Raw genomic sequence first — 22,006 nt, 5'->3', positions numbered from 1 at the left:
CTCATTGCGCCTTTTCGTATTCGGCATATTGCTCCGGCGTCATGCCGGGCAGCTTCTGGATGAAAGCGACGACTGCCCGCAGCTCCTCGTCCTTGTGGCTATCGGCAAATGACGGCATGCCGGTCATCCTGACACCGTTCTTGACGATCCAGTAGAGCTCGGCGCCGGTCCAGCCGGCGACGGTATCGGCGAGATAAGGCGGCTCCGGGATCAGGCCCTTGCCGAAGTCCACGGGGTCCTTGCCCGGACCGCCGTGACAATAGACGCAGGTCTCGTTGTAGAAGCGGAAGCCGAGCTTGAGGTCGGTGGATGGCGCAGGTTGCGGTTCGGCCGCCGCCCGGCGCGCGACCGAACGCTGCATGGCAGTGGTCAGCAACCAGGCGACCGGTGCGCTGTCCGGCCCGCGTGCGGCAACGTTGACGACGCCGCTATAGACGACCGCGAAGCCGGCGATCGCGAGGGCAACAAGAGCGACGATAAATCCGGCGATGAATTTCATGGCGCGCTCCCCCGTGCGGGACGCGGCTCGTTCGCTGCTCACCGCGAACGGACAGCCAAAGCGATGCTACTCCAGAGACATCCGGCCGGACAGACGCCTGCCGGCCGTCAGCCCCGCCGCCCGGGCATTGCTTGAGGTGATCGGCCGCCGTCCAGCGCGCTCATCGCGGCGGCGACCACGCCGTCGAGTTCGTCCCGCGATGCCCCGTCGCGCGCCTGGAGCGACAAGCCCTGCATCACCGCGGCATAAAAGGTTGCAAGCCTCGCCGTGTCGGTGCCGGCGATGAGATCCCCCTCGCGCAGGCCGCGGTCGAGCCGCTCGCGGACCCGCTCGATGGTCTGGCGCCTGATATCCTGGAGATAGGCGCGCGACGGCTCGTTCTCGGCCAGGCCATTGACCAGCCCGAGGATCACCAGGCAGCCACCGGATCCCGGAGCCGCCAGCGCGACATCGGCGCTCGCCTTCAGCATGTTCTCGACGGCATCGCGCGTTGCCGCTGTCTCTTCCAGCGCGCGCATGGCGCCAGCGCCGGCGGTTCCGAGGTAGAGGTCGACCGCCTCGCGGAAGATCGCTTGCTTGGAGCCAAAGGCGGCATAAAAACTCGGCGGGTTGATGCCCATGGCGGCGGTGAGGTCGACCAATTGCGCGCCCTCGTAACCTTTCGCCCAGAACACCCGCATCGCGCAGGCGAGCGCGTGGCTCCGGTCGAAATTGCGCGGACGTCCCCGGCTGGTCATCCCGAACCTTTCTGTAGTCGATTTTACATAACCCCGTTGACCTCGGCGCTCAAGCCTGACAGGAATCTGTAGCCACAATTATGGAAATGAGGCGAGCATGGCCGAGAACAGCCGCGACAGCGAGCGGATCGCGATCATCAGGAGCTATTTCCGCAAGATCGACGAACGCGATCCGAGCTTCTTCGACGATGTCGCCGAGGACGTTCAGCTGTTCTTCCCGAAATTCGGCATAGGCCACGGCAAGGCCGCGCTGGCCCTGTTCGGTGAACGGCTGGGAAGTGATCTCGAAAGCCTCAGCCACGATATCGATGGGTTCAACGTCATCGTCGCCGGCGACACGATCGTCGTCGAGGGCCAGGAGAGCGGCGTCACCCGCGCCGGCCTGCGCTGGCCCGATGGCGTCGTGTCGGAGGGCCGCTTCTGCAACGTTTTCGAGTTCGACGGGCTCAAGATCCGGCGCATCCACATCTATGTCGACCCCGACTTTACCAACAGCCATGACGAGCGCGTCCGACTGCTGCGCGGAGGAAAGACGCCCGGGGACGAGACCCGTGGCGTCGTCAACCGCTATTTCATGATGATGCTGACGGGTGCCGAGCCCGAAGCGATCGCCTCACTGTTCAGTGAGGCTATCGACTGGGACATTGCCGGCGATACCACCCTTGTGCCCTGGATCGGCCGAAAGACCGGTCGCGCCGGCGTCGCCAGTTTCGTCCAGGACCTGCGCGAACGGATCGAACCGGTCAGTTTCGAGGTGAGCTCGATCCTGGTCGACGGCAAGCGAGCGGTCGCCATGGGTGCGCTCGTCTCGAAGGTGACGAACACCGGCAAAACCATTGAAACGGAGTTCGCGCTCGATTTCACCGTCGAGGCAGGGCTGATCACACGCTACCGGATGCTCGAGGACTCGTTCGCGGTCGCCAGGGCGGCGGCCTGACATCAGGCCTTCGCCCGGCGCGGCCCCCAGCCTCAGCGGGCCCGAGCGCTGAAAGACGTCTTGGTCAATTGCTCGGACACGTCCCACAAGCGGGCGGCGGCCGCCTCGTCCTTGGCCTGCGGCATGACCTTGGCGAGCTTCGGCGGCCCTTTCAGTTCATAGAACCAATCCGGCCCGTAATAGGCGCCGCCGACGGCCTCGGGCGATGTCGCCGCGAGCAAGGTCGGCAAGGCGCCATCCGCGGCCGAATGGCTCGCCAGCGGCTGCAGCAGGAGACTGAGCCTCGACAGCAGGCCACCGGTGCCGGGGCCATTCGGGATCAGCTCGGTGCGGGCATAACCGGGATGAGCGGCATTGCTCATCAGGCCCCAGCCGGCGGCATCGCTCCGGCGCTGCAGTTCAAGAGCGAAAATCAGCATGGCGAGCTTCGATTGCGCATAGGCCCGCCACGGCGAATAGGCGTTCTGCCCTTGCAGGTCGTCGAAATGGATCTGACCGCTGCGATGGGCAAGGCTGCTCAGATTGACCACCCGAGGCTTGTCGCCCTGCCTGAGCAGCGGCAACACATGGGCGGTCAGCGCAAAATGGCCAAGATAATTGGTGCCGAATTGCAGTTCGAAGCCGTCGAAAGTGGTCCGCCGCTCGGGTGGCGTCATGACCCCGGCATTGTTGACCAGCAGATCGAGGCTCGGGCGTTCGGCCCGCATACGCTCGCCAAAGGCCGCGACCGAGCCGAGATTTGCCAGATCCAGCGGTTCGAAACGGATGCTGGCGGCCGGAACCGCCTTGCGGATCGCCGCGACCGAAGCAATCCCCTTGTCCGGATTGCGTCCGGCCAGGATGACCTCGCCCCCGGCGCGTGCCAGCGCCAGGGCGGTCTCGAAGCCGAGGCCGCCGGTGCCCGTGACGATAGCCGAACGGCCAAGCTGCGAGGGGATGTCTGCTGATGTGAAAGGCGCCATGGCTTTTGCTCGTCCAGTGATCGACTGGACGATAAATATGCATCAAGTGCAATTTTGCAATAAGGGCATCAATTATCGCCAGCGTCCGTCGGAGCTGCCGGCCGCGTCAAAAGATCTCCGGCTCGGGCGTCGGCTCGCCGCGCTCCAGCACGTCGAAATCGGCGCCGAGATTGGCCTGGCGGACATGCTGCTCGAACAGCGCGCCATAGCCTCGCGCGAAGCGTTTGGGCGGCTGAACCCAGGCCGCCTTGCGCCGCGCGATCTCGGCCTCGTCGACCAGCATGTCGAGGCGGCGGTTGGGCACGTCGAGCAGAATCTCGTCGCCGGTCTGCAGCAGAGCCAGCGGCCCGCCGACACGCGATTCCGGGCAGATATGCAGCACGCAGGTGCCGAAATGGGTGCCGCTCATGCGCGCGTCCGACAGCCGCACCATGTCTCGGACACCGCGCGCCAGGAGCGTCTTGGGGATCGGCAGCGCGCCCCATTCCGGCATGCCGGGACCGCCGACCGGGCCGGCATTGCGCAGCACGATGACGCTGTTCTCGTCGATGCCAAGCGTTTCGTCGTCGATGCCGCGGGTCAGCGCGGCATGATCGTCGAACACCACGCAACGGCCGCGATGGGTCATCAGGGTGGGGCTGGCGGCCGAGGGCTTGATCACCGCCCCATCGGGGCAGAGATTGCCGTAGAGCACGGCAAGCCCCGGCTCGGATGACGCCGGTTTGTCGAGCGTGCAGATGACCGCCTCGTCGCGCACCACGGCACCGGCGATATTGTCGCCGAGCGTCTTGCCGGTCACCGTCATGGCCGTGAGATCCAGCCGGTCGGCAATGCGTGAGAGCAGAGCCGGCAGGCCGCCGGCAAAGTAGAAATCCTCCATCAGGAAGCGGCCGGCCGGATAGAGATTGGCCATGACCGGCGTGCGCCGTGCCGCCGCGTCGAAGGCATCGATGGTCAGCGGAATGCCGGCGCGCCTGGCCATGGCGACGAGATGCACGACGGCATTGGTCGAACCGCCGAGCGCGGCACAGACCTCGACACCATTGGCGAAGCTGCCGGCGCTGAGCAGGCTCGAGGGTTTCAGGTCTTCCCAGACCATTTCGACAATGCGCTCGCCGGCCTGCGAGCACATGCGCGGATGGGCGGAATCGGCGGCTGGAATGGAGGAAGCACCAGGCAACGAAAAACCGATGGTCTCGGCGATCGCGGTCATGGTGGTGGCCGTGCCCATGGTGTTGCAGGTGCCGGGCGAGCGCGACGAAATGCCCTCGATCTCGATCCAGTCGGCATCGGAGAGATTGCCGGCGCGATAGTCGTCCCAGAACTTGCGGGTATGGGTGCCGGAGCCGATGGCCTGGCCGTTGCGGCGAGAGTTCATCATGGGGCCGGCCGAGCAGAAGATCACCGGAATGTCCATGGAGGTCGCGCCCATGATCAGGCCGGGCGTGGTCTTGTCGCAGCCGCCGAGCAGCACCGCGCCGTCGATCGGCAACTGGCGCATCAGCTCCTCGGCCTCCATGGCCAGGAAGTTGCGGTAGAACATGGTGGTGGGTTTCACCAGCACTTCGCCGAGCGACATGGCCGGCAGTTCCACCGGAAAGCCGCCGGCTCGGATCACCCCGCGCTTCACCGCTTCCGCCCGGTCGCGCAGGTGGAAATGGCAAGGGCTCATCTCGCTCCAGGTGTTGAGAATGCCGATGACCGGCCGGCCCATGAACTCGTCGCGGCGGAACCCCATCTGCTGGGTGCGCTGGCGGTGCGAATGCGAGCGCATGTCGTTCGGCCCGTACCAGCGGTGGCTGCGCAGGGTCTCGGGCGTCTTGATGCGCTTGGTCATGCTGGTTCGCTCGCGTTCGGCAATTGCAATGATCGGTGTAAGCGCTATCATTGCTGCCTCATCGAAGGAAGGCAAGACGCGTGTCGCCACCCCGCACGATCCGTGGCCCCGGCCTGTTCATCAGCCAATTCATCAGCAATGAGCCGCCTTTCGATACATTGGACGGCATGGCGCGCTTTGCCGCCGGCAATGGTTTCGTCGCCCTGCAGATCCCGGTCCACGATCCGCGCTTCATCGATCTTCAGCGCCTCGACGAAAGCGGTTACATTGGCAAGCTGGAGACCACGCTGCACGGCGATCGCCTCGCGATCAGCGAGATCGCCGCCCATCGCGCCGGCCAGCTCATGGCGGTCAACCCGGCCTATGACGCGGTCATGGATGGCTTTGCGTCAGCCGATTGCCGTGGCGATCCGGCCAGGCGCCAGGCCCGAGCGGCGGCCGATCTTGGCGCCGCCATCACGCTCGCCGGCCGGCTCGGCGTTGTCAGGCTCGCGACCTTTTCGGGCAGCCTGGCCTGGCCATTCTTCTACCCCTTCCCGCCACCGCCGGAGGGCCTGATCGACCGGGCTTTCGCGGCACTGGCGGCGCGCTGGCGGCCGCTGCTCGACCATGCCGACCAGGCCAATGTCGACATCTGCTTCGAGCTGCATCCGGGCCAGGATCTGCATGACGGCGCCACCTTCGATCGCTTCCTGGCCCTGGTCGACGGCCACCCGCGTGCCAAGATCCTCTATGATCCGAGCCACATGCTGCTCCAGCACATGGACTATCTCGGCTTCATCGATCGCTACCACGACCGCATCGGCGCCTTTCACGTCAAGGACGCCGAATTCGTCGTCAGCGACCAGCGTGGCGTCTATGGCGGTTATGGCGACTGGCTGGAGCGGCCAGGCCGGTTCCGCAGCCCAGGCGACGGCCAGATCGACTTCAAGGCGATCTTCTCCCGGCTGACCCGGCATGGCTATGACGGCTGGGCGGTGCTCGAATGGGAATGCTGCCTGAAGAACCGGCTCGACGGCGCGGCCGAGGGCGCCCGCTTCATCGCCGACCACATCATCCGCGTCGGTGAGACGCCGTTCGATGCGGGGATGCGGGCGCAAGGCTCGCCCGATAGGCTCGACGCCATGCTCGGCCTCAGGAGACCATGATGCCCAATCCGGTTCTCGAACGCTTCGGCCGGCCGTTCCGCCTGGGCCTTGCCGGCGGCGCGCCGCCCTCGCTGATCGGGCCGGTGCATCGGACGGCGAGCGTGATGGACCAGCGCTTCCAGCTGGTCGCCGGCGTGCTGTCGTCGCGCCCCGAGCGCGCGCTGACCGAAGGCCGCGCCGCCGGCCTGGCCGAAGACCGCTGTTATGCCAGCGTCGAGGCGATGATATCGGGCGAGGCGCGCCGGCCCGATGGCATCGAGGCCGTCGCCATCATCACGCCGAATGACAGCCATGCCCGCTATGTCCGCCTGGCGCTGGAGGGCGGCCTCGACGTGATGGTCGAAAAGCCATTGTGCAACGATCTCGGCGAGGCCCTGGCGCTGGCCGATCTGGCGCGCCGGACCGGCCGGGCGGTGGCGCTGACCCATACCTATTCCGGCTATCCGATGATCCGCGACATGCGCGCGCGGATCGAGGCCGGCGAGATCGGCCAGATCCGCCTCGTCCAGGTCGATTACATGGCCGGCGGCCTTGCCACCCGGGTCGAGGACGCGCCTGATGCCGCCCGGCGCTGGCGGCTCGATCCTGCGGTCAGCGGGCCATCGCTGGTGCTCGGCGATATCGGCACCCATGCCCATCACCTCGTCGGTTTCGTCACCGGCGAGCGGCTTGCCAGCGTCTCGGCCGATGTCGGAACGCTGATGCCGGGCCGGCGGGTGCATGACATCGCGCAGGTGCGCTTTCGCCTGGGCAATGGCGCGCGCGGCCGGATCGACGCCTGCAACGCCGCCGCCGGCGCGTCCAACCAGGTATCGCTGACCGTCTATGGCGAGACCGGCCATTTGCGCTGGGAGCATCGCCATCACGGCCGTCTCGTCCAGGCCAATCTCGACGGCGACATCAGGATCATCGGTTCCGGCCAACCGAACCTGACGGATATGGCCAAGGCGGCGACCCGGCTGATGCGGCCGGGCCACCCGGAAGGCCTGCAGGAGGCGGTGGCCAATCTTTATTGCGGCCTCGCCGACGAGATGCTGGCGCGACGCGGGCTGGCCCCGGCGGCGGCCACGCTTACGCCGTCGATCGCCGACGGCGTCGCGGGATTGGCCTTCGTCGAGGCTTGCCTGGCGAGTTCAGCGGCGGGTGGCGCGCATGTGGAGCTGGCGACGCATGGATGAGGGCTCAGCGTCTGCGCACCCGTACGGCGGCCCTTCGACGCGCAGGCTCCCACCTCCCGCCGGCGGCGGGAGGTCGGCGCGTCAGCGCCGGGAGAGGGGGATTTGCCCTCATCGAACGGTCGCACCCATTTCGCACGGCCCTCGTCCGTTGAGCGCCTCGCCCCCTCTCCCGACCTCCGCTGACGCTCCGGTCGACCTCTCCCCGCCGGGGAGAGGTGACGCGCAGCCCTACCGGACCGCGGGGCCTTTCGAAACTGCAATGCCCATCGATCGCAAGGACCAGACATGGCGACCATCCTGATCACCGGCTGCGACACCGGCCTCGGCGTCGAATTCGCCCGCCAATATGCCGCCGACGGCCATCGCGTGCTGGCGACCTGCCTCGATCCCCAGGCCGCCCATGAGACCCGCGCGATTGCCGGCGATATCGAGGTGTCGAAGCTCGATGTCACCGATCACCGGGCCATCGAGGCGCTGGCCGAACGGCTCGACGGCGAGCCGGTCGACATCGTGCTGAACAATGCCGGCATCGGCCGGCCGCACCCGCCCTTCGGCCAGACCGATTACGCCAACTGGCGTCGCATCCTGGAGACCAACCTGATCGGGCCGATGAAACTCGCCGAATGTTTCGTCGAGCATGTGGCGGCCAGCGAATTGAAGCAGATGGTCTTCGTGTCGAGCCGCATGGGCTCGATCGCGCTCAACAATTCCGGCGGCTCCTATGGCTATCGCTCGAGCAAGGCCGGGCTCAACATGGTGGTGAAGACGCTGGCCGTCGATCTCGCGCACCGGCAGATCTGCGTGCTGGCGCTGCATCCGGGCTGGGCGGCAACCGAGCCTGGCGGTCGCGTGCCAGTGAGCGAAAGCGTCGCCGGCATGCGTGGCGTCATCCACCGCGCCGGCCGCCACCACACCGGCAATTTCGTCACCTATTCCGATCAGCCCCTGCCCTGGTGAACCATGCCCGAGCCGTCGATCGAGATCGTCCTTGATAGGACCAATCAGCTCGGCGAAGGCCCGTGCTGGCATGGCGGTGAACAGGCGCTCTACTGGGTCGATGCGCTGGCACCCGCCGTGCACCGGCTGGACGCCGCCGGCGAACTCAGCACCTGGACCATGCCGGAGATCATCGGCTCCTTCGTGTTTCGCCGCGCGGGCGGGCTGGTCGGCGCGCTGAAGAGCGGCTTCGCGGCCATCGACCTCGCCGACGGTGCGGTCAGCACCATCGTCGACCCCGAACCCGACCGGCCGACCAATATCCTCAACGACGGCAAATGCGACCGGCGCGGCCGCTACTGGTGCGGCTCGCGCAATGGCGAACTCATCAACCCGACCGGCGCGCTGCACCGGCTCGACCCGGATCTTTCGGTCCGGCGCATGGACCAGGGCTTCATCGTCTCCAACGGCATCGCCTTTTCGCCCGATGACCGGACCCTCTATCTCGCCGACAGCCGGGCCGAAACGGTATTCGCTTATGATCTCGACATCGACGACGGGGTGATTTCCAACCGCCGGGTGTTCTTCTCGACCCGCGACATTGCCGGGCGCTGCGACGGCGCCACCGTCGATGCCGAAGGCTTTTACTGGTGCGCACTGATCCATGGCGGCCAGGTCGCCCGGGTCGACCCCAAGGGCCGCTTCGACCGGCTGATCGACCTGCCGGTGAAACATCCGACCATGTGTACCTTCGGCGGCCGCAAGCTCGACATCCTCTATGTCACCTCGGCCGCCGCCATGGTGCCCGAAACCGAACGGACGGCGACGCCGCATGCCGGCGCGCTGTTCGCCATTCACGACCTCGGCGTGAGAGGCCTGCCGGAACCCCATTTCGGCGGATGAGGTGGCCCGCGCGGCCGCGGGCTGCCCGCGGGAATTCCCGCGGTCGGGTTCGGGGGATCACCCGATGCCAATTCCGGCGTCCGGCGCCAAACATCGCCTCATGACCATCGTCCTTGTCCAGGAGCGACCAGCCATGAGATTGCCCCTTCTCGTCCTGCTCTGCGGCGCGGCGATCAGTGCGCCGGCGCTCGCCCAGGAGGCCGGCGTCGGCAATGCCGGCAGCGCGGCCAATTACGACTACAGCTATCGTTTTCCCGGCGACCTGCCATCCAGCGGCTATGATGCCGACCGGGCCCAAACGGAGCCGTCGCGACGCCCGGCCCGCAGCTCACGCGCGCGGCACTGATCGCAAGGCCGCGGCACCACAGGATCCGGCCGCCCGGCGTCGGTGACGGGCCGGCGACCCGTGGCTCAAGGGCGCTGATTTTTCGTCATTTCGGCCATTCGGTACGGGGCGGCGGCCTGCCGCACTCAATTCCGCGTGCCGCGTTCAACACAACAATTCCCAATCGAGTGATCACCGGATGCCATTGCCGGGTGCCGCCCCCACCTTGGCCTCTCCGACCACTCGCCACAGGAGAATTCAGCCATGAAGTTCCCGTTTCTCGCCTTGATCTTCGCCGCCGCGATCAGTTCGCCGGCCTTTGCCCAGGGTGCGGGCGACGCCGGCAATGGCGGCGGCGGCAGCCGGGCCAATTACGACTACAGCTATCGCTTCCCTGGCGAGCAGCCGCAGAATGTCTTCGAGGGGTCGCGGCCGCGCGGCGCGCCGGCAATCCGCCGGGACCAGACCCCGCATGCCAGGCGCTGAACGTCCGACGCGCCCGCTCGCGACGCGGCGCTCGTGACGCTCGCACCGGTGGCGGCGGACCGGGATGAACCGCCATGGCGGAGGCTCCCGGCGCCGGCACCGGCGATTGCGGATGCGGCACGAGTTTTGCGGCTTACAAACTTCACTGACATTCACGGGCGACGACAATTGAAACGGGCAATCACTCGGTAAGGAATCGCAGCGTTCTGCACTTCTCCTTCCTCATTTCGCTCCAGCCCGCCCTTTCCGTGGCTCGTCATTGCTTGACCAGAACAACGGGATCGCGTAGTTCTTTCACTGTGAAATTTCACTGAGAAAGCGTCGGTACCGATGCCATCGGCGACCGGCTGAACGGCCGCGCCGAAGGTCCGGCGATCGCCGAGAGGAGAGCTGGTTGACCAAGGAAATGCTGCTGCAGATGAGCCAGATCGCGCCCGAAGCCTGGCTCGATTTTCCGGATTACGGCTTTCGCCAGTTCTTCTTCTGGAAGAACGAGGCGACCGGGGCGAGCATCGCGCTGCTCGACTTCGCCGCAGGCGGCGGTGTGCCGATCAAGCACGCGCATGCCTCCAACCAGTTCATGTACTGCCTGGAGGGCGCCTATGAATATACCGACAGCAAATTGCTGCTGGTGCCGGGCGCCTTCTACATGAATCCGAAGGACCATCCGCACGGCCCGACGATCGCCCGCCAACGCAGCCTGCTCATCGAAATCTATGACGGCCCGCATTATTACGAGCGGCCGGTGTTCCACACCGATGCCACCATTGGCGGGCTCCTGGCCAAGGACCGGCCGGCGAAGACCTGATCACGCTCTGACGGAGATGGGCGCTCGCGCCGGGCGAGCGCCCCGCCGTCACGGCGTGAAAGCGAGGTCGCCGGCGGCGATCGAGGCATCGACGATGTTCTGGCGCAGCGTCTCGATATGAAGCCGCATGGCGTCGGCCGCGCCCGAGGCATTGCGCGCCGCCAAGGCCCTGAACACCGCGGTGTGCTCTTCCTGGGTCTTCTGGAGATTGTCGAGCTTCCAGGACCGCAAATGCCAGATCCGGCTGATGCGGGCGTGCAGGGCACCAAGCGTTTCGAGCAGGATGGCGTTGCCCGCCGCCTCGGCGATCTTTTCGTGGAACATCCTGTCGTGCCGCATGAACGCGTCGAAGTCCTCCGCGTCGAGCGCGCGGCGGCCGCCGGAAAGAATGCGTTCGAGCGCCTCGACCACGGTGGTGTCGGCGCGCTGGGCAGCAAACCGCGCCATTTCGGTTTCGATGACGATGCGCGCCTCGAGCACCGTCAAGGCGTCGTTGAGCGAATCCGGCGTGATGATGATGCCCTTGCGCGGGACGATCTCGACGAAGCCCTGGGCGCTCAGCATCTGCAAGGCCTGATGCACCGGCGTCTTGCCGATGCCGATCAGATCGCTGATCACCTGTTCGTTGATCCGCTCGCCCGGCCGCAGCTTCAACGTCACGATCAGGCGCTTGATTTCATCATAGGCCGCCTGCTTGAGACTGACGCGCTCCGGGCTGGACCGCGACGACTGCACTCCGCCGCGGATCTGACCGGCCTCGCGCGCCATGTGACCTCGCTTCAACATGCGACCTCGCCGGCGGTCAGCCGGCGCCCGCGCCAATATGGGCAATGCCTTCGATTTCAACCTTTATCGAAGGCTCCGCAAGGGCTGCTACCTGGACCAGCGAGCAGGCGGGAAAATTTCCGCTGAAGAACTCCTGCCGCGCCTTCCAGACCAGCTCGCGCCGGCTGATGTCGGTGACGAAAATCGTCAGCTTCACGATGTCGCTCGCCCGGCCGCCGGCGGCCTCCACCAGGTTTTGCAACTTGGTGAAGATGATCCTGGACTGCTCATATTCATCGAGGCCCTCGACGGCCTTCATCTGGCGGTCGCGCGCGGTCATGCCCGAGAGATAGGCGACGCCGCCGACAACAAGGCAATTGGACCAGAGGCCATCGGCGGGTTCGGAAACATGCGGGCTGACGGCGCGGGTGATGGACGACATGCGGGATAGCTCCAAGGGGTCAAAGATGTGGCGAAAAATGCGGCGAATGCTCGCCACGATCGATGGAAAAAAGACGGCCTGGCGGCGCTGTTTCAGCGGTTGACGATCTCGTTCCAGGCATTCACCAGCGCGTTGCGGTTCTCGGCGAAATATTGCCAGTCGATGCGGTGCAGCCTGGATATTTCCGGCACCGAATCGGCGATGTCGCGGGGCACCGGAACGTCCCGATTGGCCGGCCGGCTACGGCCGTTGACGATCCAGGCGGCCTGCGCTTCGGTGCCCAGCAGATGATCGATGAAGCGGTCGGCGAGCGCCGGGTTCTGGCTGTTGGCCACCTTGGTGACGTTGAGCGGCACCGCATAGGCGCCCTCCTCCGGCACGACGAACTTCAGCTCCGGCAGGTCGCGGTCCTGCATCAGCGCCAGCACGTTGCCGCTGAAATAGGGCGTCGCCCAGATCTCTTCGGTCTTCAGCCAGCCGACGGCGACACTCTCCTGCTCCCACAAGCCCGGGCCGGAGGTGCGGATCTGACGGATCGCCTTCATTCCGGCTTCCGGCGACTTGAGGCCTCCGCCACCCAGGCGCGCCAGGGCGTCGAGGGAATAGACCGACGAGTTATAGGTGATGTTGGGATGCGAGACGCGGCCCTTGAGGTCGGCGCGCAGGAGATCGCCCCATGACTTCAGCGGCGTCGTCACCCGCTTGGCGTTGTAGACGATGCCCCAACTGCCATAGGCCGCCGGCACGGCCTGGCCATCCCAGATCAACAGCGCCGGATCGACCTTGGCGAGGTTGGGGATCTTGGCCGGATCCAGCCTGGCGACGAGACCGGAACGCGCCACCAGCGGCATCAGAACATCGATGAAGGCGGCGACATCCGTATTCGGACGGGCGCGACCGGCCTGCATCTGGGTGAAGCGCGGGCTGTCCCAGGCCTCCGTGACCTGGACCTTGTCCTTCTCGGCAAAGGTATCGAGGAAAGCCCGCTTGAAATTGGCGCCGAGCAATCCTGGATACCAGCTCACCGCCAGCTTGGCCTCCTGCGCCCCGGCGGTGCCGGCCAGCGACGAGACCGCCGCCGCGGCGCCCGACGCCAAAAGCATTCTGCGGGTCAGATCATGGCTCATTGGATGTCCTCGCTAGGGTTGGCCTGCGGCTTCCGGGGAGGCGTCAGGCTTGTCATTGCCGACGTCGCCGGCCGGAATCGAACAGGCGCGCCCACCTTTCTTGGCCCCGACAACGTCTGTGAAGTTTCTCTATTTTGAACTTATGGACCAAAGAATATGGAGTTGACAAGAGACATGGGATAGATTTGTGTCCAGTGAAATTTCTTTAGCAACACAGGAGGGCCGCTTGATCGAGGCGCAGAAGTCCCACGGGGAGGCATCGCCGGCGGCCGTCAAGGTCTCGGCGCGGGCACTCGCCAAGAGTTTCGGCGCCTATCAAGCGCTCAGAAATGTCGACCTGGAGATCCGCTCGGGCGAGTTTCTGACACTGCTCGGCCCGTCCGGCTGCGGCAAGACCACCTTGATGCGGATCATCGCGGGCCTGGAGACGAGCGACAGCGGCACGATCGCGATCGATGGCCGCGACGTGACACACGCGCCGCCGCGCCATCGCGGGCTCGGCATGGTGTTCCAGAACTACTCGCTGTTCCCCCATATGACGGTGGCCGACAACATCGGCTACGGGCTTGCGGTGAAGGGCCGGCCGAAAGCAGCGGTTGCAGCCCGCGTCGCCGCCATGCTCGACCTGATCCGGCTGCCCCAGGTCGCCGACCGGAAGCCGGCGGCGCTATCGGGCGGCCAGCAGCAGCGCGTCGCGCTTGCCCGCGCGCTCGCCACCGAACCGTCGCTGCTGATGCTCGACGAGCCGCTCGGCGCGCTCGACCTGAAGCTTCGCCGCCAGTTGCAGGGCGAGCTGAAACGCATCCACCGCGAAACCGGAATGACGTTCCTGTTCGTCACCCACGACCAGGAGGAGGCGCTGTTCCTGTCCGATCGGATCGCGGTCATGCGCGATGGCCGGATCGAGCAGCTCGACGTGCCGGACGCCATCTATCACCGGCCCGTCAACGACTATGTCGCCGACTTCATCGGCGACGTGACCTTGCTGCCCTGCTCGGTCGACGCCACCGATCGCAGCCGTGCTCATGCCGAGGGCTGGCCGGGCGCGGCGGCCATCACGCTTGCCGAACCGGCGCGGCACGAGACCTTCCGGCTCGTGGTGCGCCCGGAACAGGTGCGCCTGGCGCCGCGCAGCGGGATCGGCCTGCCGGCCGCGATCGAAGAGGTGATCAATGAGGGCAGCACGACCCTGGTCCTGCTGCGCAGCGCGGATGGACACGGCCTGAAGGCCAGGCTGATGGGCCGGCCATCGTTCGATCTCAGCCGCCGCGCCGATGTCGACGCCATCGTCGAAGGGGCGGGCATCGGCCTGCCGGCCGCGTCCTCATGACCGCCGCTGTCCTTGCATCGGGCCCGCCGGCCAAACAGCGGCGCAGACGCGGGTTGCGCATTGCCGGCCTCGCCGGGCCAGCCTTGCTGGTCATCCTGCTCTTGCTGGCCGTGCCGCTGGTGCAGATGGTCGACGCCAGCTTCCGCCGCCAGGATTTCGGCATTCTCCTGCCCGGTTTCACCCTCGACAACTACCGGCAGATCCTGGCCTCGGCGCAATATGCCGAGCTGTTCTACAAGACCGGCTTCGCCGCCGCGCTCGTCACCCTGCTCTGCGCGCTGCTCGGCTTTCCAGTGGCGCTGATGATCGCCAGCGCGCCGGCGCGCCGCAAGCCGATCCTCTATTTCCTGGTCGCCGCCCCGCTCCTGGTCAACACCGTGGTGCGCAGTTATGGCTGGCTTCTGATGCTGGGCAATCGCGGCGTCATCAATGCGTCGCTGATGTCGCTCGGCGTCATCGACGAACCGCTGCCGCTCTCCGGCAATACGCTCGGCATGGTGATCGGCGCGACGCAGGTGTTCCTGCCCTTCATGATCCTGTCGCTCGCCGCCTCGCTCGAAGGCATCGACCAGCGCCTGCTGGAATCGGCGGAAATTCTCGGCGCGGGGCGAGCCAGGGCCTTCCGCGACATCACGCTGCCGCTGGCGATGCCGGGCTTGATCGCCGGGTCGGTGCTGGTGTTCAGCCTGATGCTCGGCGCCATCGTCACACCCCTGATGCTGGGCGGAACGGCGATCCGCTTCCTGTCGGTCGCGATCTATACCGATGCGCTGGTGCTGTTCGACCTGCCGCGCGCGACGGCCCTCAGCGTCGTTCTCCTGGTCGTGGTCATCGCGATCTATGCGCTTCAGCGCCGTTTCGTGCGCAGCTACAAGGACGACGCCCGATGAAGCCCCCGTCGATGCCGGTGCGTCTCGCGGCCTGGCTCGCTTACGCCTTCATGCTCACCCCGCTCGCGGTGATCGTGCTGTTCTCGTTCAGCGAACGCTCGTTCTTCCAGTTTCCGCCGCAAGGCTTCTCGCTGAAATGGTATGGCCGCGCCTGGGACAGCGGCTTGTTCCTATGGCCGGCGCTGCGCAGCCTGGTCGTCGGTGCCTGCGCCACCGCGCTGGCCGCGGCGCTGGCGATCGGCGCCGGCCTCGCCATCCGCGAGCTGAAGGCGAACCGCGTGGCGCAGGCCCTGGAGTTCGTTTTTCTGTCGCCGCTGATCGTGCCCCATCTCATCCTCGGCATCGCGCTGCTGCATTATTACAATCCACCGGGCCTGATCGACACCTTCGCCGGCCTGCTCGCCGCCCATGTCGTGATGATCCTCCCCTTCCTGTTCCGCACGGTGCTGGTCAGCATCCACGACCTCAATCCGCAACTGGAAGAAGCCTCCGAACTGCTCGGAGCATCACCCTTCACCACATTCCGGCGGGTGATCCTGCCGGCGCTGACGCCGGGCATCGTGGCGGGAGCGATCCTGGCCTTCATCGTCTCGTTCGACCAGTTCACCGTCTCGCTGCTGATCACCCAGCGCGAGCAGATCACGCTGCCGGTGGCAATCTACAAATACCTCTACGACGTGAACGATCCGGTGGCCGCCGCGGTGTCGACGGTGCTGGTCGTCGCCGGGTTCTCCATCACGCTCCTCGTCCAGCGCCTTGGCTGGCTGAAAAGCGTTCCGGGCGGTTGAGCCTTCGGCCGAGGCCGAAACGACAACCGCCATGCCAACATGACGAGGTTTCCCTTGGACCAGATTTTCCCGAAAGGCCTGACCCGGCGCGCCTGTCTTGCGCTGCCGCTGGTCGGGCTTGCGCCGCGCGGCGGCCAGGCCGCCGACTACCCGGCCCGTCCGGTGACCCTGATCGTGCCCTACGCCGCCGGTGGCACGGCCGATATTCTCGCGCGCATCGTCGCCGAAGCCTTCAGCACGGCGCTCGGGCAATCCTTCATCGTCGAGAACAAGGCCGGCGCAAGCGGCACCATTGGCAGCAATGCCGTCGCCAAGGCCACCGATGACGGCTACACGCTGCTGTTCAGCGCCGGCGGCCCGCTGACCATCGGCCCCAATCTCAGCAAGGGCACGCCCTATCGCACCGCCACCGACTTCACGCCCATCGGGCTGTTAAGCCAGGTGCCGAGCTTCCTGGTGGTCAACCCGAACAATCCCGCGAAATCGGTGGCCGAACTCGTGGCGGCCGGCAAGACGCAGTCGAGAAAACTGCATTTCGCGTCACCCGGTGTCGGCACATCGGTTCATCTCTTGGCCGAGCTGTTCCGCCTCGAGGCCGGGTTCGAGGCCGTCCATGTGCCTTATCGCGGCGGCGCGCCCGCGGTGAACGACCTGCTTGGCGGCCATATCGACTTCCTGTTCGAGAATGTCCCCCAATTGATGGCGCAGGTCACCGCAAAGAGCCTGCGCGCCCTGGCGGTCACCGCGCCCGCCCGCATCGCCTCGGCGCCCGACGTTCCGACCCTGGACGAAGCCGGTGTCGGCAATGTCGGCGTCGGCACCTGGTATGGCCTGCTCGGTCCACGCGGGCTCGCCCCCGCCGTCACCACGCCGCTGGCCCGCGCCCTGCAAAAGGCCGTCACCGAGCCCGCCGTCGCCAGGCGCCTCGCCGATCTCGGCGCGGATATCGATGTCCGCAGCGGGGATGCCTTTGCGCGCTTCATCGCCGAAGACAGCGCCCGCTGGAAGGCCACCATCGAACGCGCCAGGATCGAACCCGCGAATTAGGGTCCGGCCGCTACGAGGCGGGGCTCACCCGCCCTGCCTCAGCCGGAGCGGCTCGGGCAGGCCGACATTCTGCGACCGGAAATAGAGCCTTATCGGCACGCGGGCCGAGCGCCCGGTGCCCGGCTTCTCGGCACTCACCTGGATATTGTGCGAGGGATTGCCGACAAAAGAGAAACGGCCATCCCGCCGGGACATCACCTTGGCGGTCTCGGCGAAAGTGGTGAAGTTGAAAGTCCAGAGTGTCACCGTCGCGTCCGCCACCGGCGCGCCGGCGTCATCGACCACCTGGCCGGTGACGATGCCGTCGTCATGGCGGAGCGTGTAGAGGTTCCAGCCGCCGGCGACCAGCGCCAGGGTCAACGGCACCAGCACGAAGCGATTGAGCAGAAGCCGCTGCCAGCGCGGGCGGGTGATGTCGTCCTCGTCGCTCATCCCCGGCTCACCCCTTGGTCGCGCCTGACGTCAGGCCCTGAATGAATTCCTTCTGCGCCAGCAGGAACAGGATGATGCCGGGAGCCAGCACCATGATGCAGAAGGCGTAGAGCGCGCCGGTCGTGTCCTCCTGGTAGGACAGGAAGCGGGCGAGCCCGAGCGGCAAGGTCTGCATATCGGCCGAACGGGTCATGATCAGCGGCCAGAGGAAATTGTTCCAGGACCAGATGAAGGACAGGATGACATTGGTCGCCATGGCCGATTTGGCCAGTGGCATCATGACCTTCCAGATGATCCGCCATTCCGACAGGCCGTCGATCTTGGCCGCGTCGATCAGCGAGCGCGGCACGGCGTCGAAGCTCGCCTTGAACACGAAGATGCAGATGATGGTGGAGAATTGCGGCAATGCCAGGCCGAGATAGCTGTCGAGCAGGCCAAGTTTGCCGGTGATCAGATAGGCCGGGATGATGGTCGCCTGGAACGGCACCATCATGCAGGACAGGAACAGCATGAGCACCACGCCCTTGCCGGCAAAACCGCGCGACAGCGAATAGCCGGCCATGGCGTTGAAGATGACATTGGCGGCAATGGTGATGACCGAAACCACCACGCTGTTCAGGAAATAGCGGGCGAAGGGAATGGCGTACCAGACATCGACATAAAAGAACGGGTGCGGATCGCGCGGAATGATGTTGGGCGGATAGGAGAAGATGTTTTCGCCCGACACCGAGGTCTTCAGCACCCAGTAGAACGGCACCAGCATGACGAAGCAGGCGAGCATCAGGGCGAGATGGATGGGCCAGCGCGGATAGCGGTGCATCGCCCCTCTCCTAATCCTGATCGACCGCGCCGGCATTGCCGCCGGAGAGCCGGTTGGCGGCCCAGGCAATGACGATCAGCAGCACGAAGAAGACGATGGTGACGGCGGCGGCATAGTCGAAACGGGTCTGCACGAAACCGAGCTTGTAGATATAGGTGACCAGGATCTCGGTGGCGCGCCCCGGGCCGCCGCCGGTCATCACATAGATCAGGTCGAAGCTGGTCACCGAGTTCAGCATGCCGATGACGAAGCAAAGGAAGATCGAGGGTTTCAGCAGCGGCGCGGTGATGCGCAGGAAGCGGCGAAAAGCATTGGCGCCGTCGATCTCGGCCGCCTCGTAGAGATTGCCCGGAATGTTCTGCAGGCCGGTCAGCAGGATGATCATATAGAAGCCGAGCATCTGCCAGATATTGGCGGCGATCACCGAGGGCAGCGCCCAGGTGAAGGAATTGAGGAACTGGATCGGCGTGTCGGTGAGATTGAGGGCGCGCGCGGCGTAATTGATCAGGCCGACCCGCTCGTCGAACATCCAGCGCCAGATGATGGCGACCGCCACCGTCATCAAGGGATAGGACAGGAAAATCAGGGTCCGATAGACATTGCGGCCACGAATGTCGGAATTGACCAGCAGCGCCAGGCCGAGCGCCATGGCGATGCCGATCGGCGCCGAGCCGATGACGTAAAGGGTGTTCCACAGCGCCTGCCAGAACACCTCGTCGGTGAGGATCTCTTCGTAATTCTCCAGCCCGACCCAGACGGCGGGTTTCAGCGGCGACCAGGCCTGGAACGACAGCACCAGGTTCCAGCCGAGCGGCAGGATGCGGTAGAGCAGGAAGATCAGCAGCGAGGGCGCCAGGAAGCACCAGATCAGCACCGCCTGGCGCGTCTTCTTCTTCGCCATGAAGGAACCGCGGCGTATCCCGGCCGGCTCGGCAAGCGCGATCGTCATGTCGTCGCCTCTTGGCTGAGCACTGCCCTCACGACCGCCGCATGACACGGACGACCGCGCGTTCGGCATCGTTCAGCGCGGTCTTGGCGTCCTTGCGGCCGAGCAGCGCGTTCTGGATCTCCGGCCAGAAGGCGTCCTTCACCTGGGCATCATTGGGCAGCGGCCAGTTGCCGGTCATCTTGTCGGTATGGGCGAGCTGGGTCTCGAGCACCGCATGGGCGAGCGGATCCTCGGCCTTGACCTTGGCGAGGCCGGCGGCGTCGGCCGCGACATTGCCGGTGAGGATGCGCCGGCGGGTGGAAAACTCGGTCGCCCATTTGTTGCCGGTCATATGTTTGACCAGGGCGAAGGCAAGCTCCGGGTGCTTCGAGGTCTTCGACACGGCCAGGCCGTGATTGGTCGGCGTCGACCAATTGCCCGGCGCCTGGACCGCGCCCAGCGTGTCGCCATTGACCCAGGGGCCCTGCCCCTTGACGAAAAAATAGGAGGCGGAATGGGCTTGCAGCATGCCGACATTGCCGGCGGCGAAGGCGCCGTTCGGCTCGACCCAGCGGCCGGTCCAGGCGACCTTGTTGATCGCGCCCGACTGGGTCGCCTTGGCCAGCTTGTCGAGCATCGCCGCGGTCTCCGGCGTATTGACGGCCGGGGTCTTCAGGTCCGGCTTCAACAGCTCGACACCGTTCATCTTGAACAGCGGCCAATAGAGCCAGTCGAAATTCAGCGTCAGGAAACCGGTCTTTTCGCCCTTGGCCATGGCCTGCGAGAAGCTCAGAATCTCGTCGAAAGAGGTCGGCGGCCCCGACAGGCCAGCCTCCTTGAACATGATCTTGTTGTAGTAGAGCAACGTCTTGGCGACATAGAAGGGAATGACGAAGGTCTTGCCGTTATAGGCAAAACCCTGGAGGTAATCCGGATTGTAGAGCTTGGCGACCTCCGGGTCCCTGGCGAGGTAAGGGGTCAGATCGAGCAGCGCGCCATTGGCGGCCCATTCGACCCAGATCGCGCCTTGCAGGTCGACGATATCAGGCGCGGTGCCGGCCACCAGCTGGGTCTGATAAAAGGCCGGCAGTTCCGGCCCCTTCTTGTCCAGCCATTCGATCTCGACGCCCGGATTGAGCTTCTGGAAATCGGTGAACTCCTCGCGGAACAGCGCCTCCTGGTCCGAGATGTTCCAGGTCAGGATGCTCAGCTTGCGGCTGGTCTGGGCCCTCAGATAGGCCGGCAGGCCGAGGCTTCCGGCCAGCACCGCGCCCGCCTTGACGATTGTCCTGCGGTCCATCTCATCCTCCCTGGTCTGCCCTCTGGGACGCTTTTGCGCCGGGCTTGGCGGCGTGGCCGGATCAATCGGCCGCGGTCACAAGGCAAATGATAGCGTTTACATTGATGGGGTCAAGCACTGGACGGGAGCGCAATGGAATCCATCAAGACAGCTGTTTTCAACTCTGGCTTGCGCATTGACAGTCCCGTGCAAGCGGTATCATCTGGTGCAACCGGGCGCTCGGTTTCGCGGCCGGCGCGGCATGCGGCCGGCAGGGCAAGGGATATCAGGTGGTGATGGAGAGCGGATCGCCTCATATACGCGAGCGGCTCAATTCGGCGCGCTCGCGCATGGCCGATGTCGCCCGGCTCGCCGGCGTGTCGACGGCCACCGTGTCGCGGGCCTTGCGCCAGCCGGACCTGGTCTCGCCGGCCGTCAGGGCGCGGGTCCAGGAGGCGGTGGAGCGGCTGTCCTACCGGCGCAACCTGATGGCCGGTGCGCTTGCCAGCGCCCGCAGCATGACCATCGGCGTGATCATTCCCTCGATCGTCAATTCGTTCTTTGCCGCGACCGTCGAGGCCATGGAACAGGCCTTGAAGGGCACCGACTATCAATTGATGCTGGGCAATAGCGACCATTCCGAAGCCAACGAGGAGCGGCTGGTCGCCTCCTTCCTGGCCTGGTCGCCGGCGGCCATGGTGCTGACCGGGCGGCGGCACACGCGCAACACGATCAGGGCGCTGATCGAGGCGGAGATCCCTGTCATCGAGACCTGGGAACTGACCGACCATCCGATCGATACGATCATCGGCTTTTCCCAGCGTGCGGCGGGCCGGATCGTCATCGACCATTTCAAGGCGCGCGGGGCAAAACGCCTGGGTTTCATCGGCGCCATGATGGACCGCGACTACCGGGCGGTGGAGCGGCACGCCGGCTTTGTCGAAGCCGCGCTGGCCGCCGGCTTCCCGGCCCCCGCCGAGGTCACCGTGGCGGAACGGGCCAGCACGGTTGGCGGTGCCAGGGCCTTTGCCGACCTCATCGCCCGGCATCCGGATGTCGATGCGGTGTTCGCCACCAATGACACATTGGCGCTTGGCGTGCTGTTCGAAGCGCAGCGGCAAGGCCTTGCCATTCCCCGGCGGTTGAAGCTCTGCGGCTTCGGCGATCTCGAATTCGGCGCGGCGAGCGAACCAAGGCTGACCACGGTCCGGCCACCCCGGCGCGAGATCGGCCAGCAGACGATCGAAATCCTGCTGAAGCGGCTGGCCGGCGGCGAAGCCGGCGACCGGGTCGTCGATCTCGGCTTCGACCTGGTGGTGCGCGGCAGTACGTGAGGGCGAGTGGCGAATAGCGAATGGGGATGATGCGAAACGCATCATGAAATGACCTTCTCCCATGGGGA

At 65.8% G+C, this 22,006-nt stretch carries 24 protein-coding genes; 13 read left to right on the top strand and 11 right to left on the bottom strand.

What is annotated here, in order from left to right:
• Position 1: 1 nt before the first annotated feature.
• Together E8M01_RS23965 and E8M01_RS23960 are read right to left on the bottom strand one after the other, a co-directional pair.
• The gene (locus E8M01_RS23965) at positions 2-499 is read right to left on the bottom strand and encodes a c-type cytochrome (protein WP_136962470.1); all 498 of its coding nucleotides are present in this window, start codon (positions 497-499) and stop codon (positions 2-4) included.
• A gap of 107 nt (positions 500-606) precedes the next feature.
• The gene (locus E8M01_RS23960; RefSeq protein WP_211596666.1) at positions 607-1,236 is read right to left on the bottom strand and encodes a TetR/AcrR family transcriptional regulator; all 630 of its coding nucleotides are present in this window, start codon (positions 1,234-1,236) and stop codon (positions 607-609) included.
• 97 nt (positions 1,237-1,333) lie between these two features.
• Between E8M01_RS23960 and E8M01_RS23955 the strand changes: the two genes are divergently transcribed.
• Positions 1,334-2,173 carry a nuclear transport factor 2 family protein gene (locus tag E8M01_RS23955; RefSeq protein ID WP_136962469.1) on the top strand — a complete coding sequence of 280 codons (840 nt, stop codon included), beginning with the start codon at positions 1,334-1,336 and terminating at the stop codon, positions 2,171-2,173.
• Between the two features lie 32 nt (positions 2,174-2,205).
• Here the strand turns inward: E8M01_RS23955 and E8M01_RS23950 are convergent, their stop codons facing one another.
• Positions 2,206-3,135 (bottom strand): SDR family oxidoreductase, encoded by a 930-nt coding sequence (locus E8M01_RS23950; protein ID WP_136962468.1) that lies wholly within the window; start codon positions 3,133-3,135, stop codon positions 2,206-2,208.
• Between the two features lie 106 nt (positions 3,136-3,241).
• A complete protein-coding gene (gene araD / locus E8M01_RS23945; RefSeq protein WP_136962467.1) occupies positions 3,242-4,972 on the bottom strand; it encodes an L-arabinonate dehydratase in 1,731 nt (576 codons plus the stop codon).
• A gap of 80 nt (positions 4,973-5,052) precedes the next feature.
• Here araD and E8M01_RS23940 point away from each other — a divergent pair, with 80 nt between their 5' ends.
• The 7 genes from E8M01_RS23940 to E8M01_RS23910 all read left to right on the top strand — a co-directional run bounded on the left by E8M01_RS23940 (position 5,053) and on the right by E8M01_RS23910 (position 10,756).
• Positions 5,053-6,120 (top strand): sugar phosphate isomerase/epimerase family protein, encoded by a 1,068-nt coding sequence (locus tag E8M01_RS23940; RefSeq protein ID WP_246088409.1) that lies wholly within the window; start codon positions 5,053-5,055, stop codon positions 6,118-6,120.
• Entirely contained in the window at positions 6,120-7,298 is a 1,179-nt protein-coding gene (locus E8M01_RS23935; RefSeq protein ID WP_170182048.1) for a Gfo/Idh/MocA family protein, read from the top strand. Before E8M01_RS23940 ends, E8M01_RS23935 begins: the two co-directional genes overlap by 1 nt.
• Before the next feature lie 285 nt (positions 7,299-7,583).
• A complete protein-coding gene (locus E8M01_RS23930; RefSeq protein ID WP_136962465.1) occupies positions 7,584-8,255 on the top strand; it encodes an SDR family oxidoreductase in 672 nt (223 codons plus the stop codon).
• A gap of 3 nt (positions 8,256-8,258) precedes the next feature.
• A complete protein-coding gene (locus E8M01_RS23925; RefSeq protein WP_136962464.1) occupies positions 8,259-9,137 on the top strand; it encodes an SMP-30/gluconolactonase/LRE family protein in 879 nt (292 codons plus the stop codon).
• A 133-nt stretch (positions 9,138-9,270) separates the two neighbouring features.
• Entirely contained in the window at positions 9,271-9,483 is a 213-nt protein-coding gene (locus E8M01_RS23920) for a hypothetical protein (RefSeq protein WP_136962463.1), read from the top strand.
• Positions 9,484-9,726: 243 nt separating this feature from the next.
• Positions 9,727-9,948, top strand: a complete 222-nt coding sequence (locus tag E8M01_RS23915; RefSeq protein ID WP_136962462.1) for a hypothetical protein — start codon at positions 9,727-9,729, stop codon at positions 9,946-9,948.
• Positions 9,949-10,342: 394 nt separating this feature from the next.
• Positions 10,343-10,756, top strand: a complete 414-nt coding sequence (locus E8M01_RS23910; protein WP_246088408.1) for a cupin domain-containing protein — start codon at positions 10,343-10,345, stop codon at positions 10,754-10,756.
• Positions 10,757-10,804: 48 nt separating this feature from the next.
• On the opposite strand, the gene E8M01_RS23905 is transcribed toward E8M01_RS23910, so the two are convergent.
• The 3 genes from E8M01_RS23905 to E8M01_RS23895 all read right to left on the bottom strand — a co-directional run bounded on the left by E8M01_RS23905 (position 10,805) and on the right by E8M01_RS23895 (position 13,090).
• A complete protein-coding gene (locus E8M01_RS23905; protein WP_136962461.1) occupies positions 10,805-11,542 on the bottom strand; it encodes a GntR family transcriptional regulator in 738 nt (245 codons plus the stop codon).
• Positions 11,543-11,558: 16 nt separating this feature from the next.
• Positions 11,559-11,963, bottom strand: coding sequence for a RidA family protein (locus tag E8M01_RS23900; RefSeq protein ID WP_136962460.1), 405 nt, complete (start codon positions 11,961-11,963; stop codon positions 11,559-11,561).
• Positions 11,964-12,055: 92 nt separating this feature from the next.
• Positions 12,056-13,090 carry an extracellular solute-binding protein gene (locus E8M01_RS23895; RefSeq protein WP_136962459.1) on the bottom strand — a complete coding sequence of 345 codons (1,035 nt, stop codon included), beginning with the start codon at positions 13,088-13,090 and terminating at the stop codon, positions 12,056-12,058.
• A gap of 187 nt (positions 13,091-13,277) precedes the next feature.
• Here E8M01_RS23895 and E8M01_RS23890 point away from each other — a divergent pair, with 187 nt between their 5' ends.
• Genes E8M01_RS23890 through E8M01_RS23875 form a run of 4 tightly spaced genes read left to right on the top strand, consistent with a single transcriptional unit; the run spans position 13,278 to position 17,145 of the window.
• Entirely contained in the window at positions 13,278-14,420 is a 1,143-nt protein-coding gene (locus tag E8M01_RS23890) for an ABC transporter ATP-binding protein (protein WP_136962458.1), read from the top strand.
• On the top strand, positions 14,417-15,310 hold the full coding sequence (locus E8M01_RS23885) for an ABC transporter permease (protein ID WP_136962457.1): 894 nt from the start codon (positions 14,417-14,419) through the stop codon (positions 15,308-15,310). The genes E8M01_RS23890 and E8M01_RS23885 overlap by 4 nt, the downstream gene beginning before the upstream one ends.
• On the top strand, positions 15,307-16,098 hold the full coding sequence (locus E8M01_RS23880) for an ABC transporter permease (protein WP_136962456.1): 792 nt from the start codon (positions 15,307-15,309) through the stop codon (positions 16,096-16,098). Before E8M01_RS23885 ends, E8M01_RS23880 begins: the two co-directional genes overlap by 4 nt.
• A gap of 54 nt (positions 16,099-16,152) precedes the next feature.
• Positions 16,153-17,145 carry a Bug family tripartite tricarboxylate transporter substrate binding protein gene (locus E8M01_RS23875; protein WP_170182047.1) on the top strand — a complete coding sequence of 331 codons (993 nt, stop codon included), beginning with the start codon at positions 16,153-16,155 and terminating at the stop codon, positions 17,143-17,145.
• A 24-nt stretch (positions 17,146-17,169) separates the two neighbouring features.
• On the opposite strand, the gene E8M01_RS23870 is transcribed toward E8M01_RS23875, so the two are convergent.
• From E8M01_RS23870 to E8M01_RS23855, 4 genes are read right to left on the bottom strand one after another with little or no spacing between them, the layout of a single operon-like run.
• A complete protein-coding gene (locus E8M01_RS23870) occupies positions 17,170-17,577 on the bottom strand; it encodes a carboxypeptidase-like regulatory domain-containing protein (protein WP_136962454.1) in 408 nt (135 codons plus the stop codon).
• A gap of 7 nt (positions 17,578-17,584) precedes the next feature.
• Complete coding sequence (locus tag E8M01_RS23865) at positions 17,585-18,397, bottom strand: carbohydrate ABC transporter permease (RefSeq protein ID WP_170182046.1); 813 nt, start codon at positions 18,395-18,397, stop codon at positions 17,585-17,587.
• A gap of 10 nt (positions 18,398-18,407) precedes the next feature.
• Positions 18,408-19,346, bottom strand: coding sequence for a carbohydrate ABC transporter permease (locus tag E8M01_RS23860; protein ID WP_170182045.1), 939 nt, complete (start codon positions 19,344-19,346; stop codon positions 18,408-18,410).
• A 28-nt stretch (positions 19,347-19,374) separates the two neighbouring features.
• Positions 19,375-20,625, bottom strand: a complete 1,251-nt coding sequence (locus E8M01_RS23855; protein WP_136962451.1) for an ABC transporter substrate-binding protein — start codon at positions 20,623-20,625, stop codon at positions 19,375-19,377.
• 275 nt (positions 20,626-20,900) lie between these two features.
• Between E8M01_RS23855 and E8M01_RS23850 the strand changes: the two genes are divergently transcribed.
• Positions 20,901-21,938: a LacI family DNA-binding transcriptional regulator gene (locus tag E8M01_RS23850; protein ID WP_136962450.1), complete on the top strand. Its 1,038-nt coding sequence runs from the start codon at positions 20,901-20,903 to the stop codon at positions 21,936-21,938.
• Positions 21,939-22,006 lie beyond the last annotated feature (68 nt).

Source organism: Phreatobacter stygius (assembly GCF_005144885.1).
GTDB classification, from domain to species: Bacteria; Pseudomonadota; Alphaproteobacteria; order Rhizobiales; family Phreatobacteraceae; genus Phreatobacter; species Phreatobacter stygius.
The sequence above is the reverse complement of the archived record's forward strand: the minus strand, read 5'-3'. Positions and strand labels throughout refer to the sequence as shown.